This is a genomic window from Candidatus Krumholzibacteriia bacterium, from assembly GCA_035268685.1.
Classification (GTDB): Bacteria; Krumholzibacteriota; Krumholzibacteriia; order JAJRXK01; family JAJRXK01; genus JAJRXK01.
On record DATFKK010000090.1, the window covers coordinates 1 to 15,484 of the forward strand.

At 65.1% G+C, this 15,484-nt stretch carries 13 protein-coding genes and 1 tRNA gene; all 14 read left to right on the forward strand.

What is annotated here, in order from left to right; genetic code table 11:
- Positions 1–134: elongation factor Tu (gene tuf / locus VKA86_08925; GenBank protein ID HKK71329.1), on the forward strand; the 134-nt coding region annotated here is incomplete at its 5' end.
- Between the two features lie 43 nt (positions 135–177).
- A tRNA-Trp gene (locus VKA86_08930) sits at positions 178–254 on the forward strand.
- A 52-nt stretch (positions 255–306) separates the two neighbouring features.
- Positions 307–495, forward strand: coding sequence for a preprotein translocase subunit SecE (secE, locus tag VKA86_08935; GenBank protein HKK71330.1), 189 nt, complete (start codon positions 307–309; stop codon positions 493–495).
- 31 nt (positions 496–526) lie between these two features.
- A complete protein-coding gene (gene nusG / locus VKA86_08940) occupies positions 527–1,186 on the forward strand; it encodes a transcription termination/antitermination protein NusG (GenBank protein ID HKK71331.1) in 660 nt (219 codons plus the stop codon).
- Positions 1,187–1,205: 19 nt separating this feature from the next.
- Positions 1,206–1,628 carry a 50S ribosomal protein L11 gene (rplK, locus tag VKA86_08945; GenBank protein ID HKK71332.1) on the forward strand — a complete coding sequence of 141 codons (423 nt, stop codon included), beginning with the start codon at positions 1,206–1,208 and terminating at the stop codon, positions 1,626–1,628.
- 108 nt (positions 1,629–1,736) lie between these two features.
- Positions 1,737–2,432, forward strand: a complete 696-nt coding sequence (gene rplA / locus VKA86_08950; GenBank protein ID HKK71333.1) for a 50S ribosomal protein L1 — start codon at positions 1,737–1,739, stop codon at positions 2,430–2,432.
- Between the two features lie 13 nt (positions 2,433–2,445).
- Positions 2,446–2,973, forward strand: a complete 528-nt coding sequence (rplJ, locus tag VKA86_08955) for a 50S ribosomal protein L10 (protein ID HKK71334.1) — start codon at positions 2,446–2,448, stop codon at positions 2,971–2,973.
- Positions 2,974–3,108: 135 nt separating this feature from the next.
- Positions 3,109–3,519 (forward strand): 50S ribosomal protein L7/L12, encoded by a 411-nt coding sequence (gene rplL, locus VKA86_08960; GenBank protein ID HKK71335.1) that lies wholly within the window; start codon positions 3,109–3,111, stop codon positions 3,517–3,519.
- Positions 3,520–3,755: 236 nt separating this feature from the next.
- Complete coding sequence (gene rpoB / locus VKA86_08965) at positions 3,756–7,586, forward strand: DNA-directed RNA polymerase subunit beta (protein ID HKK71336.1); 3,831 nt, start codon at positions 3,756–3,758, stop codon at positions 7,584–7,586.
- A 62-nt stretch (positions 7,587–7,648) separates the two neighbouring features.
- Entirely contained in the window at positions 7,649–11,794 is a 4,146-nt protein-coding gene (gene rpoC / locus VKA86_08970; protein ID HKK71337.1) for a DNA-directed RNA polymerase subunit beta', read from the forward strand.
- Positions 11,795–12,268: 474 nt separating this feature from the next.
- The gene (gene rpsL / locus VKA86_08975; protein ID HKK71338.1) at positions 12,269–12,643 is read left to right on the forward strand and encodes a 30S ribosomal protein S12; all 375 of its coding nucleotides are present in this window, start codon (positions 12,269–12,271) and stop codon (positions 12,641–12,643) included.
- 57 nt (positions 12,644–12,700) lie between these two features.
- A complete protein-coding gene (rpsG, locus tag VKA86_08980; GenBank protein ID HKK71339.1) occupies positions 12,701–13,171 on the forward strand; it encodes a 30S ribosomal protein S7 in 471 nt (156 codons plus the stop codon).
- A 36-nt stretch (positions 13,172–13,207) separates the two neighbouring features.
- On the forward strand, positions 13,208–15,286 hold the full coding sequence (fusA, locus tag VKA86_08985; protein HKK71340.1) for an elongation factor G: 2,079 nt from the start codon (positions 13,208–13,210) through the stop codon (positions 15,284–15,286).
- Positions 15,287–15,343: 57 nt separating this feature from the next.
- On the forward strand, positions 15,344–15,484 hold a 141-nt coding region (locus VKA86_08990), incomplete at its 3' end, for a GTP-binding protein (protein ID HKK71341.1).

The window sequence follows — 15,484 nt, forward strand, 5'->3', positions numbered from 1 at the left end:
TGATGCCGGGCGACAACGTGGAGCTGCAGGTGGATCTGATCACCCCGATCGCAATGGAAGAGGGACTCCGCTTCGCGATCCGCGAGGGCGGCCGCACCGTCGGTGCCGGTGTCGTCGCGGAGATCTACGAGTAGTCCGGCGCGCCCGCCGCGTGGGGGCGCGACGACGATGATCGGTAGGGGTGTAGCTCAGTTGGCTAGAGCATCGGTCTCCAAAACCGAGGGTCGCGGGTTCGAATCCTGCCACCCCTGCCACCTTTCTCCCTGAACGACGCACCCGGTGACGGGGCGTCGGCGAGCGACGGCCATGGAACGCATCAAGACCTTCGTGAAGGAGAGCTGGGCCGAGCTGGGCAAGATCACCTGGCCGAACCGGCAGGAGCTGGCCGAGTCGACGGTGGTCGTGATCGTGTCGGTCATCCTGATCACGATCTTCATCGGCCTGGTCGACCTGGGCTTCAGCAATCTCTTGAAGCTCTTCGCGCGGACGGTCTGATCGACCGTCGCCGCCAGTGGAAGTGGTGACCATGATCGGAGATCCCAAGCATTCGCCCGAGGGCGAGGCCGACGACGCGACGACGCCGGACACGACCGGCGCCGAGACGCCGGCGTCCGGGTCTTCGGAATCGGAAGGCGACGAGCCCGCTCGTCATCCGGACCTGAAGTGGTACGTCGTGCACGCGAACACCGGGCACGAGAACAAGGTCAAGCGCAACATCGAGGGCTCGATCCGTGCGGACGAGTCCATGCAGAAGTACTTCGGCGACGTGCTCGTGGTCACCCAGGAAGTGACCGAGATGCGCAACGGCAAGCGCGTCACGAGCAAGCGCAAGTTCTTCCCGAGTTACGTGCTCGTGGAGATGGTGCTGAACGACGAGACCCTCCACTTCATGAACAACATTCCCGGCGTGACCCGCTTCGTGGGTGCGGGCAACAAGCCCCAGGCCCTGAGCGAGCAAGAGGTCGATCGTATCCTCGGGCGCATGCGCAAGACCGAGGACAAGACGGTCCACGAGATCCCCTTCAACGTGGGTGACGCGGTCGAGGTCATGGACGGTCCGTTCAGTGACTTCACGGGCATCGTGAACGAAGTCAATCCCGACAAGGGCAAGCTCAAGGTGATGGTCTCGATCTTCGGACGCGAGACCCCCGTGGAGCTCGATTTTCTCCAGGTGAAGGCGCTGTAGGCGACCGGAGGCGATTGTCATGGCCAAGAAGGTCACTGGGTACATCAAGCTTCAGATCCCGGCGGGTCAGGCGAATCCTGCCCCTCCGGTCGGTCCTGCGCTCGGCCAGCACGGTCTGAACATCATGGACTTCTGCAAGTTGTTCAACGACCGCACCAAGGAGCAGATGGGCATGATCATCCCCGTGGTGATCACCGTCCATCACGACCGCACCTTCACCTTCATCACCAAGACCCCGCCCGCGGCCGTGCTGCTGCGCAAGGCGGCCGGGATCGAAAAAGGTTCGGGGGAGCCGAACAAGACCAAGGTCGGCAAGGTGCCTCTGGCCGAGGTCCGCAAGATCGCCGAGCTCAAGGCCCCCGATCTGAACTCCCACGACGTCGACGCCGCCATGCGCATGGTCATGGGGACCGCACGCAGCATGGGCCTCGAGGTCGAGTAGAGAGTCCGTCGCGGCCCCGCTCGAGGGGCCCCCACAACACCCCGCGGTTGCATCGTCCGCACCGTCGCTCCGCTCCGCCGGACGTCGGGAGATCGCAAACGAGGTCCTATGAAACGAGGAAAGAGCTGGAAGGCGGCCCAGGAGTCGATCGACCGGCTGAAGCTCTATGATCTCGACGAAGCCGTCGAGACGATCCAGGCCCTGCCCAAGGCGAAGTTCGACGAATCGGTCGACCTGTCCGTGAAGCTCGGGGTCGACCCGCGCCACGCCGACCAGATGGTCCGTGGCACGGTCGTCCTGCCGAACGGAACGGGCAAGACGGTCCGTGTGCTCGTGCTCACCCAGGGTCCGAAGGTCGACGAGGCCAAGGAGGCCGGCGCCGACCACGTCGGCTCCGACGAGTACATCGAGAAGCTCCAGGGGGGCTGGCTCGACGTCGACGTGATCATCGCCACGCCCGACATGATGGGCAAGGTCGGCCGGCTGGGGAAGATCCTCGGCCCGCGCGGCCTGATGCCGAACCCGAAGGTCGGGACGGTCACCATGGACGTGGCGAAGGCCGTGAGCGATTCCAAGGCCGGTCGCGTGGAGTACCGCGTCGACAAGGCCGGCAACATCCATTGCCCGGTGGGCCGCCGCAGCTTCGACTCGCAGGCGCTCACCGAGAACATCCAGGCCGTGCTCAAGGAGCTGCAGCGGGCGAAGCCCGCCGCGGCCAAGGGCAATTACATGCAGTCCTGCAGCATCAGCGCCACCATGAGCCCGGCGGTCAGGGTCGACACGTCCAAGGCTCTCAAGGTCTGAGGGAGGAATCGAGATGGCACGTCCGGAGAAGGTCGCCGAGGTCGAGGTCCTCACCACCCTCATGACCAGGAGCGAAGGTCTGGTCCTGTGTGACTTCAGCGGGTTGACCGTGGCCGAGGCCAACGATCTGCGCGGCAAGTGCCGCGAGCAGAACGTGACGCTTCGCGTGGTCAAGAACCGTCTGGCCCAGCGGGCGGCGACGGCCGCCGAGTACGAATCGCTGAACGACCTGCTCAAGGGTCCGACGGCGATCGCGTTCGGCCTCGAAGGGCCGGTGGAGCCCGCAAAGGTCCTCACCGACTACGCCAAGGACAACGAGAAGGTCACGATCAAGGGCGGCTTCGTCGACGGCGAGGTCCTGAGTCTCGAGCAGGTCAGGTCCCTGTCCGAGATCCCGAGCCACATCGAGCTGATCACCATGATCGCGCGCGGGATCAACTCGCCGGCCACGGGCCTGGCGGGTTCGGTCAGCGCCGTCATGTCGGGTCTGGCTCGCGCGATCAAGGCCGCAGCCGAGAAGAACGAAGAAGTCGCCGCCTGATCCAGGTTTCACGATCCCGGTCGCGGGCCCCCGGGCATCCGGGTCCGTACGCGTACGTCACGCGACCATAAATCCGGCCACGACCGAATCCGCGGTCCAAGTGTTCGGTGGTCGCACGCCAGGAGAAAGAATCCGATGTCCGAAGAGACGACCAGCGTCGAACTGAGCGAGAACGCCGCCAAGATCCTCGACATGATCTCCGAGCTGAAGCTTCTCGAGGCCGCCGATCTGGTGAAGGCCATCGAGGACAAGTTCGGCGTGAGTGCCGCCGCGCCGGTGGCCGCCGTGGGTGCGATGCCCGGAGCCGGCGCTGCCGCCGAGGCCGAGGCCGAGCAGACCGAGTTCGACGTCGTCCTGGCCGCGGCCGGCGACAAGAAGATCCAGGTCATCAAGGAGGTCCGCGCGATCACCGGTCTGGGTCTGAAGGAAGCGAAGGAACTCGTCGAGGGCGCGCCGAAGCCGGTGAAGGAAGCCGTCGAGAAGGACGAGGCCGAAAAGCTCAAGGAGAAGCTCGAGGGCGTGGGCGCCACCGTCGAGGTCAAGTAGTGCTCCCGGGGCCGACCGGGGAACGGGTCCCACGGGAAGGGAACCGCTCTCGGAGCCTCGGCCCTGTACCGGCGAAGACACCGGGGGTGGCGGGTGCCACCTCCGGTCGATTCGCATGAACGATCACCCGCGGAATCCTGCGTCGTTCCGCCCGTGATCCGGCCGCATCCGATCGAAGCGATCGGACGGCCATCGCGTTCCCGCGCACGACCTCACCGCCGAGGAAGGGATCCGACGTGACGGAATTGTCGAAGCCGATCTATCAGACCAGCCCCGAGACCGGACGCCGCAGCTACAGCAAGATCGCCTCCAGCTTCCAGATGCCGAATCTTCTGGCCGTTCAGCTGGAGTCGTTCAACGAGTTCCTGCAGGTCGGGGTCCCCGTGGAACAACGCAAGGACTGGGGCCTGGAGTCCGTGTTCCGCAACATCTTCCCCATCACCTCCAGTCGTGAGCATCTCACGCTGGAGTACATGTACTACCTCACGGGCGAACCGAAGTACACCGTCGAGGAGTGCCAGGAACGCGGCCTCACGTTTTCGGTGCCGCTGAAGGTTCAGATGCGTCTGGTGGTCAAGGAGGCCGATCCCGACAGCGGTGAGATGCGTCTCAAGGAGACGGTGGAACACCCCGTCTACCTCGGCGAGTTGCCGAAGATCACGGAGAAGGGCACGTTCATCATCAACGGTGCCGAGCGCGTGATCGTCAGTCAGCTCCACCGCAGCCCGGGTGTGTTCTTCAACGACGAGACGCACCCGAACGGAACGCGACTCTTCACGTCGCGCATCATTCCGTACCGGGGGTCGTGGGTCGAGTTCTCGACCGACATCAACGACATCATGTACATCCACATCGACCGGAAGCGGAAGCAGCCGGTCACCGTGATCCTGCGGGCCCTGGGATTCGAGACCGACGAGTCGGTCCTCGAACTCTTCCACGAGGTGGAGCAGCTGAAGGTCCCGACGCGCATGACCACCAAGCGCGCCGAAGAGATCCTCGAGTCGATCGCCGCCGCCGACGTCTACCTGGGCGACGCCGAGGAACCGCTGATCGAGGCCGGCGAGGTCATCAAGGAAGAGCATCTCGAGCAGATGATCGAGGCCAAGGTCGCCAAGGTGAAGGTGATCAAGAAGGGTCAGGTGAGCACCAACGAGCCCAGCCTGATGCTGAACACCCTCGCCAAGGATCCGACCGGCAACAAGGACGAGGCGCTGCGGAAGATCTACAACGTGTTGCGGCCCGGTGATCCGCCCAATGAGGGTGCGGCCAAGAGCCTGTTCGAGCGTCTGTTCTTCAACGAGAAGAAGTACGACCTGGCGGAGGTCGGCCGTCACAAGCTCAACACGCGCCTGGGCCTTGACACCCCGCTCGAGACGCGGACGCTCACGCCGAGCGACTTCCTCGCGATCATCCAGACCATGATCAACCTGCGTCTGGGCCGCGAGGACGTGGACGACATCGACCACTTCGGGAATCGCCGTGTCCGTAGCGTCGGTGAGCTCCTCGCCAACCAGTTCAGCGTGGGCCTGTCGCGGATGGCGCGGATCGTCAAGGAGCGCATGAACCTCAGCGACAAGGACAACCTGACGCCGCAGGACCTGGTGAACGCGCGTACGGTGAGCGCGGTGATCCAGAGCTTCTTCGGCAGCAGCCAGCTGAGCCAGTTCATGGACCAGACGAACCCGCTGAGCGAGCTGACGCACAAGCGGCGTCTGTCGGCGCTCGGACCGGGCGGTCTGCACCGCGACCGGGCGGGCTTCGAGGTCCGCGACGTGCACTACACGCATTATGGTCGCATGTGCCCGATCGAGACCCCGGAGGGGCCGAACATCGGCCTGATCTCGTCGCTGTCGACGCTGGCGCGGATCAACGACTACGGCTTCATCGAGACTCCGTACCGCAAGGTCAAGAACGGTCTCGTGAGCAACGACATCGACTATCTCGCCGCCGACATCGAAGACCAGTTCACGATCGCGCAGGCCAACGCCCCGCTCGACGACAAGAGCAGGTTCGTCAACGACCGGGTGCTGTCGCGGCAGCGAGGCGAGTTCCCGCTGATCGACGGCCAGCTCGTCGAGTACATGGACGTGTCGCCGAAGCAGATCGTCAGCGCGGCGGCGTCGCTCATCCCCTTCCTCGAGCACGACGACGCGAACCGTGCCCTCATGGGGTGCAACATGCAGCGTCAGGCCGTGCCCCTGCTCCGCACCGAGTCGCCCTACGTGGGTACCGGGATGGAGCGGAAGGTCGCCATCGACTCGGGGGCGGTGATCACCGCACTCGACGAAGGCGAGGTCCAGTCGGTCCAGGCGGACTCGATCGTGGTGAAGTACGAAAACCTCGAGGACGACGAGGCCGGAGACTTCTTCTGCGTGCAGGGGATCGTCGAGCACCGGCTGCAGAAGTTCCGGCGCAGCAACCAGGACACGTGCATCAACCAGCGCCCGGTGGTGAAGGTCGGCCAGCGTGTGCAGAAGGGCGAGGTCATCGCCGACGGCCCCGGGACCCAGGAGGGCGAGCTCGCCCTCGGCCGGAACATGCTCGTGGCCTTCATGCCCTGGGGTGGCTACAACTTCGAGGACGCCATCCTGGTGAGTGATCGCATCGTCAAGGACGACATGCTCACCTCGTTGCACATCGAGGAGTTCGAGCTCCAGGTGCGCGACACCAAGCGCGGTGTGGAGGAGATCACCCGCGAGATCCCGAACGTCGGTGAGGACGCGCTGAAGAACCTCGACGAAGAGGGGATCATCTACATCGGTGCTCCGGTGAAGGCCGGGGACATCCTCGTGGGCAAGGTCACGCCGAAGGGTGAGACCGAACTCAGTCCCGAGGAACGCCTGCTGCGCGCGATCTTCGGCGAGAAGGCCGGCGACGTGAAGGACGCCAGCCTGAAGGCGCCCCCGGGCATGGACGGCATCGTCGTCGACGTCCGGGTGTTCAGCCGGAGCGAGCGCACCGACCGCAGCAAGAAGTTCGAGAAACAGTCGATCGATCGTCTGGGCCGGAAGAAGCGCAACCTGCAGAAGCAGGTGAAGGAGATCCGCAACAACCGACTGCGCCGCCTCATGGCGGGTCAGACGGCGCGGTCGGTGATCGATCCCGACACCAGCGAGGTGCTGATGCGCAAGGGCGCGAAGATCAGCGCCAAGGCGCTCGAGGACTTCGATTTCGACCGCGTACACTGGGGTCTGCAGCTCGTCGCCGACGAGGCCATGGACGCCCGCATCCGCAACGTCTTCGAGAGCGCGCACCGCGAGCTCGAGAAGCTGGAAGTCCAGTACCAGAAGGACGTCGAGCGCGTGCAGCGGGGCGATGAACTGCCCCCGGGCGTGGTGAAGATGGTGAAGGTCTACGTCGCCCGGAAGCGCAAGCTGCAGGTCGGCGACAAGATGGCCGGTCGCCACGGGAACAAGGGTGTCGTCGCCCGGATCATGCCCGAGGAGGACATGCCCTACCTCGAGGACGGGACCCCTTGCGACATCGTGCTCAATCCGCTCGGCGTTCCGAGTCGTATGAACCTCGGTCAGCTGATGGAGACCCATCTCGGTTGGTGTGCCCACAAGCTGGGCTACAAGGTGGAGACGCCGGTCTTCGACGGTGGCAACTGGCAGGACATCGAGGCCGCCCTGGGCGAGGCCGAGCTCCCGATCAACGGCAAGGCCCGTCTCTTCGACGGACGCAGCGGTGACGAGCTCGATAACGAGGTCACGGTGGGCTACATCTACATGCTGAAGCTCAGCCACCTCGTCGACGACAAGATCCACGCGCGTTCGATCGGGCCGTACAGCCTGGTCACCCAGCAGCCGCTGGGCGGTAAGGCGCAGTTCGGTGGTCAGCGCTTCGGTGAGATGGAGGTGTGGGCGCTCGAGGCCTACGGTGCGGCGAACACGCTGCAGGAGATGCTCACCGTGAAGAGCGACGACGTGGTCGGACGTTCGAAGGTCTACGAGGCCATCGTGAAGGGCGAGAACCCGCCCGAGCCCGGAATTCCGGAGTCGTTCAACGTGCTCATGAAGGAGCTGCAGGCCCTGTGTCTGGACGTGCAGCTCGAGCAGGCGAAGTAGTTCGGCGGACGAGCCAACGAACCCCAGGACACCCGGGTAGGGTGACGAGGAGAGGATTCCACATGCTGGGACTTCGAACGGAACGGGATCGAAAGCTGTCCGAGGACTACAGCTCCATCCTGATCCAGCTGGCTTCGCCCACCGCCATCCGTAGCTGGAGCTACGGTGAGGTCACGAAGCCCGAGACCATCAACTACCGCACGTTCAAGCCGGAGAAGGACGGCCTGTTCTGCGAGCGCATCTTCGGTCCGGTGAAGGACTGGGAATGCAACTGCGGCAAGTACAAGCGGATCCGCTACCGCGGAATCGTCTGCGACAAGTGTGGCGTCGAGGTCACACAGAGCAAGGTGCGCCGCGAGCGCCTCGGCCACATCGAGCTGGCCGTGCCCGTGGCACACATCTGGTTCTTCAAGGGCCTGCCGAGCCGTATCGGCCACCTGCTCGACCTCAAGCTCAAGGAGCTCGAGCGGGTCCTGTACTACGAGAGCTACATCGTGCTCGATCCGGGGACGAGCGGTCTGGACAAGGCCAGTCTCCTGACCGAAGAGGAGTACGACGAGCTGATCGAGAACGTGCCCGACGTGAAGATCCGTGTGGGCATGGGCGCCGAGTCGATCCGTGAGCTGCTCGAGGGCCTCGAGCTGCGGACGCTCGTCGACGAGCTCAAGGACTCGGCGGCGAACGAGACCAGCGTGCAGCGCAAGAAGCACACGCTGAAGCGCCTGAAGATCGTCCAGAACTTCCTGAACAGCACCAACGACCCGACCTGGATGATCCTGGACGCGGTGCCGGTGTTGCCGCCGGATCTGCGACCGCTCGTTCCGCTCGACGGCGGTCGCTTCGCCACGAGTGATCTGAACGATCTCTACCGTCGCGTGATCAACCGCAACAATCGGTTGAAGAAGCTGATCGAGATCAAGGCCCCGGGCGTGATCCTGCGCAACGAGAAGCGCATGCTGCAGGAGGCCGTCGACGCCCTGTTCGACAACGGCCGTCGCAGCCGTGCGGTGAAGGGGCAGGGGAACCGGCCGCTGAAGTCGTTGAGCGACATGCTCAAGGGCAAGAAGGGTCGCTTCCGTCAGAACCTGCTCGGCAAGCGCGTGGACTACTCGGGTCGTTCGGTGATCGTGGTCGGGCCCGAGCTCAAGCTCTACCAGTGCGGTCTGCCCAAGACCATGGCCCTGGAGCTCTTCAAGCCCTTCATCATCCGGAAGCTCGAGGAGAAGGGCTACGTCCAGACGGTGAAGAGCGCGAAGAAGCTGGTCGAGAAGGAGCGCCCCGAGGTCTGGGACATCCTCGAGGAGATCATCAAGGATCACCCGGTGCTCCTGAACCGCGCACCGACGTTGCACCGTCTGGGCATCCAGGCCTTCGAGCCGGTGCTCGTGGAGGGCAAGGCCATCCGGATCCATCCGCTGGTCTGCGCGGCCTTCAACGCCGACTTCGACGGCGACCAGATGGCCGTCCACGTGCCGCTGGGCTACGAGGCCCAGCTCGAGGCGCGTCTGCTCATGCTGGCGCCGCTCAACGTGCTCAGCCCCGCCAGCGGTGAGCCGGTGGCGACTCCGAGCCAGGACATGGTCCTGGGTCTGTTCTACCTGACCAAGGTGCGTCCGGGCGCCAGGGGCGAGGGCAAGGCCTTCACCTCGGTGGACGACGTCATGTCCGCGCTCGACCACGGCCTCGTCGAGAAGCACGCGCTGATCAAGGTCCGCGTGAACGGCGAGCTGGTCGAGACCACGGCGGGGCGTTGCATCTTCAACGCTCTGCTACCGGCGGACTGGCCCTTCGTGAACGAAGAGCTCGGCAAGAAGCAGAACAAGCGTCTGATCGCCGAGATCCACGAGCGCCTGGGCGTGTCGGCCTGTATGGACTTCCTCGACAAGCTCAAGCATCTGGGCTTCGAGGAGGCCACCACCGCAGGCCTGACGATCGGGATCGAGGACGTGCTGATCCCCGGCGAGAAGCAGACGGCCGTGACCTCGGCGCAGGAGAAGATCGCCAGGGTGACGAAGGACTACACCCAGGGCCGGATCGGGAACAGCGAGCGCTACAACCGCGTGATCGATCAGTGGACCGGGGTGTCGGACAAGGTCGCCGACGCCATGTTCGAGGAGCTCCGGACCGACCGGCAGGGGTTCAACCCGGTCTTCATGATGCACCAGTCCGGCGCGCGGGGTAGTCGCGATCAGATCCGTCAGCTGGGCGCCATGCGCGGACTGATGGCCAAGCCGCAGAAGAAGTTCACGGGTGGCGTGGGCGAGATCATCGAGCAGCCCATCCTTTCGAACTTCAAGGAAGGCCTCACGGTGCTCGAGTACTTCATCTCGACGCACGGCGCGCGCAAGGGGCTGGCCGACACGGCGCTGAAGACCGCCGACGCCGGGTATCTCACCCGTCGCCTGGTCGACGTGTCGCAGGACATCGTGATCACCGAGCCCGACTGCGGAACGATCCTCGGTCTGGACGTCGGTCCGATCAAGGAAGGTGAAGAGGTCATCGAGCCGCTCGGGGAGCGCGTCCACGGACGGGTGCTGGCGGACGACGCGATCGGCCTCGACGGTGAGATCCTCTTCGAGGCCGGCACGCTGATCGACGCCGAGAAGGCCGCTGCCCTCGAGGACAGTGGCGTCGAGGAGGTGGCGATCCGTTCGGTGCTCACCTGCGAGGCCCGCCGCGGTGTCTGTGCCATGTGCTACGGCTACAATCTGGCCGAGAACCGACTGGTCGACCTCGGCGAGCCCGTGGGCGTGATCGCGGCCCAGTCGATCGGTGAGCCGGGAACGCAGCTCACGCTGCGGACCTTCCACATCGGCGGCACGGCCTCGCGTATCGCCGAGGAGACCATCAAGCACGCGGCGGCCGACGGTGTGGTCGAGTTCGGTGACGATCTCGAGTTGATCACCCGCCAGGACGGGCTCACCGTTTCCGCCGGCCGGAAGGGCCAGATGCGTCTGGTGCTGCCGACCGGAATCGTCCGGTCGAAGTACGACGTGCCCTACGGGGCCGAAGTCCTGGTCGAAGAGGGCCAGGAGGTCGAGAAGGGTACCGGCCTGTTCCAGTGGGATCCGTACAGTGATCCGGTGCTGAGCAAGGTCGAGGGCAAGGTCGAGTACCGCGACATCGTGCCCGGCATCACCATGACCGAAGAGATCGACGACGCATCGGGCCGCCGGCAGTCCTTCATCAAGGAGTCGACGGACAAGAACCTGCATCCCACGGTCATGGTGACCGACAAGAAGGGCGAGAAGCTCGAGGAGTACATCGTCCCGACCGGGGCCATGCTCATGGTCAAGGATGGCGAGAAGGTCAAGCCGGGTCAGCTGATCTGCAAGATCGCCAAGGACATCGGCCAGAGCCGTGACATCACCGGTGGTCTGCCCCGCGTGGCCGAGCTCTTCGAGGCGCGGCGTCCCAAGGAAGCCGCCACGATCACCGAGATCGACGGCGTGGTCAGCTTCGGTGGTGTCACGCGCGGGATGCGCAAGATCGTGGTCACCCCCGAGGGTGGCGACGAGAGCCGGGCCAAGGAGTACCTGATCCCCCACGGCCGCTACGTGCGGACCTACGAGGGCGAGAAGGTCCTGGCCGGTGATCCGCTGACGGAGGGACCGATCGATCCGCTGGACGTGCTGGCCGTGAAGGGTGTCAACGCGGTGCAGTCGTTCCTGGTGAACGCGATCCAGGAGGTCTACCGCCTGCAGGGCGTGAAGATCAACGACAAGCACATCGAGATCATCGTGGGGCGGATGCTCCAGAAGGTCACGATCAGCGACCCGGGCGACACGGACTTCCTCGAGGGCGAGGTCGTCAGCAAGGCCGACGTCCGCGACGCGAACGAGCGGATCCAGGCCAAGAACCAGGAGCGCATCGCCGCGGGCAAGGATCCGCTGCAGCCGGCGATCTACGAGCCCCAGCTGCTCGGGATCACCAAGGCCAGTCTCTCGACGGACTCGTTCATCTCGGCCGCGAGCTTCCAGGAGACCACGCGCGTGCTCACCGAGGCGGCGATCGTCAGCAAGCGTGACGAGCTGCACAGCCTCAAGGAGAACGTGATCATGGGTCACCTGATCTCGGCCGGGACCGGCCTCAGCGGCTACAAGCACCTCGTGCTCGAGAGCCAGCCGGAGGAAGCCGTCGAAGGCGAGGAGGTCGTGGGCGGCGAAGGGCCGGGCGAGGACCAGGTGGCTCAGGCTTCGGAGGCCTGAGCCGGGGTTCGCGGCGCATTTTCGGGGGGCATGGTCTCTTGACAGGGACCGGCCCCGCAGCTACTGTTTGCAGCCTGCCCCGCGAGCGCTTCGGTGCCGGGGCAGGCGTCCAGGACGCGGCGGGATGACCGTCGCCGGAGAGGCGCGAAGAGAAATACCGTCAACCCCAGATCGCTCCCTCGTTCAAGGGGGCGACCGTGCAGGGGCCCGATTAGGGTCCGACGTCCCGGACGGACGGAAGCACGGCCCGCACGGGGTGGCGCCAGATGGTCCGGGAGCAATTCCCGAGGCGATAATTGGCGCTCCGGCCGGCTTCTGCCGGCGCAGGGAACAATCAGTGTTCCGGGCTCGCGCTCGGGACGAACGTGTGTCGCGTGGTCGGGCACGGCTGCCCGCCTCGACACCTCGTGGTCTGGTCACGGCGACGGGTCGAGATCGTCTCGGTCTGTCGTGGGTCATGCCTGGGAGAGGGCTTTGCCGACGATCAACCAGCTGATCCGCAAGGGTCGGAGCAAGCGAATCCAGAAGAGCGACGCACCCGCGCTGCAGGGGTGCCCGCAGCGACGTGGTGTGTGCACGCGTGTGTACACCTCCACTCCGAAGAAGCCGAACTCGGCGCTGCGCAAGATCGCGCGCGTCCGGCTGACCAACGGGGTCGAGGTCACCGCCTACATCCCGGGCGAGGGTCACAACCTCCAGGAGCACTCGATCGTGCTCGTTCGGGGGGGTCGTGTGAAGGACCTTCCCGGAGTCCGTTACCACATCGTGCGCGGGACCGCGGATGCCTCCGGTGTCGACGGCCGCCGCAAGAGCCGTTCGAAGTACGGGGTCAAGCGCCCGAAGAGCTAGTGCGTCGCCGCGGCGGCCGGAGTATCGGGTCGTCGCGATCGAGAAAGGGAAGCGTCCATGGCGCGTCGCCGCAGGGCAGAGAAGCGGAAGCTGACGCCCGACGTCCGATACAACGACGTCGTGATCACGCAGTTCATCAACAACATGATGTCGCGTGGCAAGCGTTCGCTGGCCGAGGGTCTTTTCTACACCGCGCTGGATCGGGTGAAGGATCGGACCGGTCAGGAGGGCGTCGAGGTGTTCCGGAACGCGCTCAGGAATGCGCAGCCGGCCCTCGAGGTGAAGAGCCGCCGGATCGGTGGCGCCACCTACCAGGTGCCGATCGAGATCAAGCCGCAGCGCCGCATGCAGCTGGCGATGCGCTGGCTGATCAGCTTTTCCCGGTCGCGGCCCGACAAGTCCTTCGCCGACAAGCTCGCCAGCGAGTTGATCGCGGCGGGCAAGAACGAGGGTCCCACCATCAAGAAGCGTGAGGACACGCACCGGATGGCCGAGGCCAACCGTGCGTTCGCGCACTGCCGCTGGTAGCGGACCGGCGAAGAGGGACGAGAAGGAGTATCTGACGTGGCCCCGCGGAGTTCACTCGAACGTGTTCGGAACATCGGCATCATGGCTCACATCGATGCCGGTAAGACGACCACGACCGAGCGTATCCTCTACTACACGGGGCGCACGCACCGGATGGGTGAGGTCCATGAGGGCGGAGCCGTCATGGACTGGATGGAGCAGGAGAAGGAGCGCGGCATCACGATCACTTCGGCGGCCACGACCTGTGCCTGGCGCGATCATGCGATCAACATCATCGACACGCCGGGCCACGTGGATTTCACCGCCGAGGTCGAGCGCAGTCTGCGTGTTCTCGACGGTGCGATCGCCGTCTTCTGTTCCGTGGGAGGCGTCGAGCCGCAATCCGAGACCGTCTGGCGTCAGGCCGACAAGTATCGGGTGGCTCGCATCGCCTTCGTGAACAAGATGGACCGCGTGGGAGCGGATTTCTCCAACGTGGTCGAGATGATGCGGGATCGGTTGGGCGCCAATGCGCACCCGGTCCAGTTGCCGGTCGGAGCGGGCGAGACCTTCAACGGTCTCATCGATCTCATCCGGATGAAGGCCGTGATCTTCCACGACGAGGATCTGGGCCGGACCTGGGAGGAGATGGACGTCCCGCAGGACCTGCGCGAGTACGCGGAGCTCGCCCGGCGCGAGTGCATCGAGGGTCTGGCGGAGGTCGACGAAGAGTTCTTCGAGATCTACGCCGAAGAGCGCGAGCCGACCGAGGATGAATTCCACGCCGCGATCCGCCGTGCGACGTCGAGTGCGCTCTTCGTCCCGGTGCTGTGCGGCGCGGCCTTCCGGAACAAGGGAGTGCAACGCCTGCTCGACGCCGTGGTGGACTACCTGCCCAGCCCGCTGGACGTGCCTCCGGTGGTGGGCATCGACTCGGTGACCGAGGAAGAGATCGAGCGGGGCCCGGATCCCGACGAGCCGCTCGCGGCACTGGCCTTCAAGATCACGACCGATCCGTTCGTGGGAAAGCTGGCCTACCTGCGGATCTACAGCGGAACCCTGAACGCGGGCAGCTACGTGCTGAATGCGACCCAGGAGAAGCGCCAGCGCATCGGACGGCTCCTTCGCATGCACGCGAACAAGCGCGAAGAGGTCGACGAGGCGGTGGCCGGAGACATCGTGGCCGCGGTGGGATTCAAGAAGATCGTCACGGGCGATACGATCTGCGAAGTCGATCGGCCCCTGTTGCTCGAGACCATGAGCTTCCCGGAGCCGGTGATCAGTGTGGCGGTGGAGCCGCGGAGCAAGGCCGACCAGGATCGGCTGACCGACGCGCTCACGAAACTCAGCGAAGAGGACCCGACGTTCCGGGTCAAGATCGACGAGGACACGGGGCAGATGATCATCGCCGGTATGGGGGAGCTCCACCTCGAGATCCTCGTCGACCGCATGCTGCGCGAGTTCAAGGTGCAGGCCAACGTGGGCCGGCCCGAGGTGTCGTACAAGGAGACCATCTCCGAAACGACCACCTCCGAGACGCGTTTCGTGCGGCAGACCGGCGGTCACGGTCAGTTCGCCCACGTGGTGATCGAGGTCGCGCCCGCCGAGCGCGGCACGGGCCTGGTCTTCGAGGACCGGACCAAGGGTGGCGTGATCCCGAAGGAATTCGTGAACGCGACACAGAACGGGATCCGCGAGGGGATGGAGGCCGGTGTCCTGGCCGGGTATCCCCTGACCGACGTCGCGGTGCGCCTGGTCGACGGCAGCACGCACGAGGTCGACAGTTCGGAACTGGCGTTCAAGGTGGCGGGATCGATGGCCATCAAGGACGCGGCGAAGAAGGCAGGCCCGGTCCTGCTCGAGCCGATCATGGATGTCGAGGTGGTCACGCCGGCCGAGTACATGGGCGACGTGACCGGAGACCTCAACGCTCGCCGCGGCAAGGTCGCGGGTATGGTTCCGCGCGGAGACGCGCAGGTGATCGCGGCCACGGTGCCGCTGTCGGAGATGTTCGGCTACGCCACACAGCTCCGATCGGTGACCCAGGGTCGTGCGGTCTACTCCATGGAGTTCGCTCGCTTCGAGCCGGCTCCGCAACAAGTCGTCGATCGATTCACGAAGGCCGTCGGCTGGTAACCGGCCGGGCGGCAGTCCGTCAACTCCGCGCCCGCCAGGCGCCAGGAAAGGGAAAGCATGGCTCGCCAGAAGTTCGAACGTACGAAGGACCACGTGAACGTGGGGACGATCGGGCACGTGGATCACGGGAAGACGACGCTGACGGCTGCGATCACGAAGACGCTGGCGGCGAAGGGCTTCGCGGATTTCCAGAAGTTC

Coding starts and splice junctions, on each gene's coding strand:
- secE (HKK71330.1), top strand. CDS start 307: ATGGAACGCATCAAGACCTTCGTGAAGGAGAGCTGGGCCGAGCTGGGC.
- nusG (HKK71331.1), top strand. CDS start 527: ATGATCGGAGATCCCAAGCATTCGCCCGAGGGCGAGGCCGACGACGCG.
- rplK (HKK71332.1), top strand. CDS start 1,206: ATGGCCAAGAAGGTCACTGGGTACATCAAGCTTCAGATCCCGGCGGGT.
- rplA (HKK71333.1), top strand. CDS start 1,737: ATGAAACGAGGAAAGAGCTGGAAGGCGGCCCAGGAGTCGATCGACCGG.
- rplJ (HKK71334.1), top strand. CDS start 2,446: ATGGCACGTCCGGAGAAGGTCGCCGAGGTCGAGGTCCTCACCACCCTC.
- rplL (HKK71335.1), top strand. CDS start 3,109: ATGTCCGAAGAGACGACCAGCGTCGAACTGAGCGAGAACGCCGCCAAG.
- rpoC (HKK71337.1), top strand. CDS start 7,649: ATGCTGGGACTTCGAACGGAACGGGATCGAAAGCTGTCCGAGGACTAC.
- rpsG (HKK71339.1), top strand. CDS start 12,701: ATGGCGCGTCGCCGCAGGGCAGAGAAGCGGAAGCTGACGCCCGACGTC.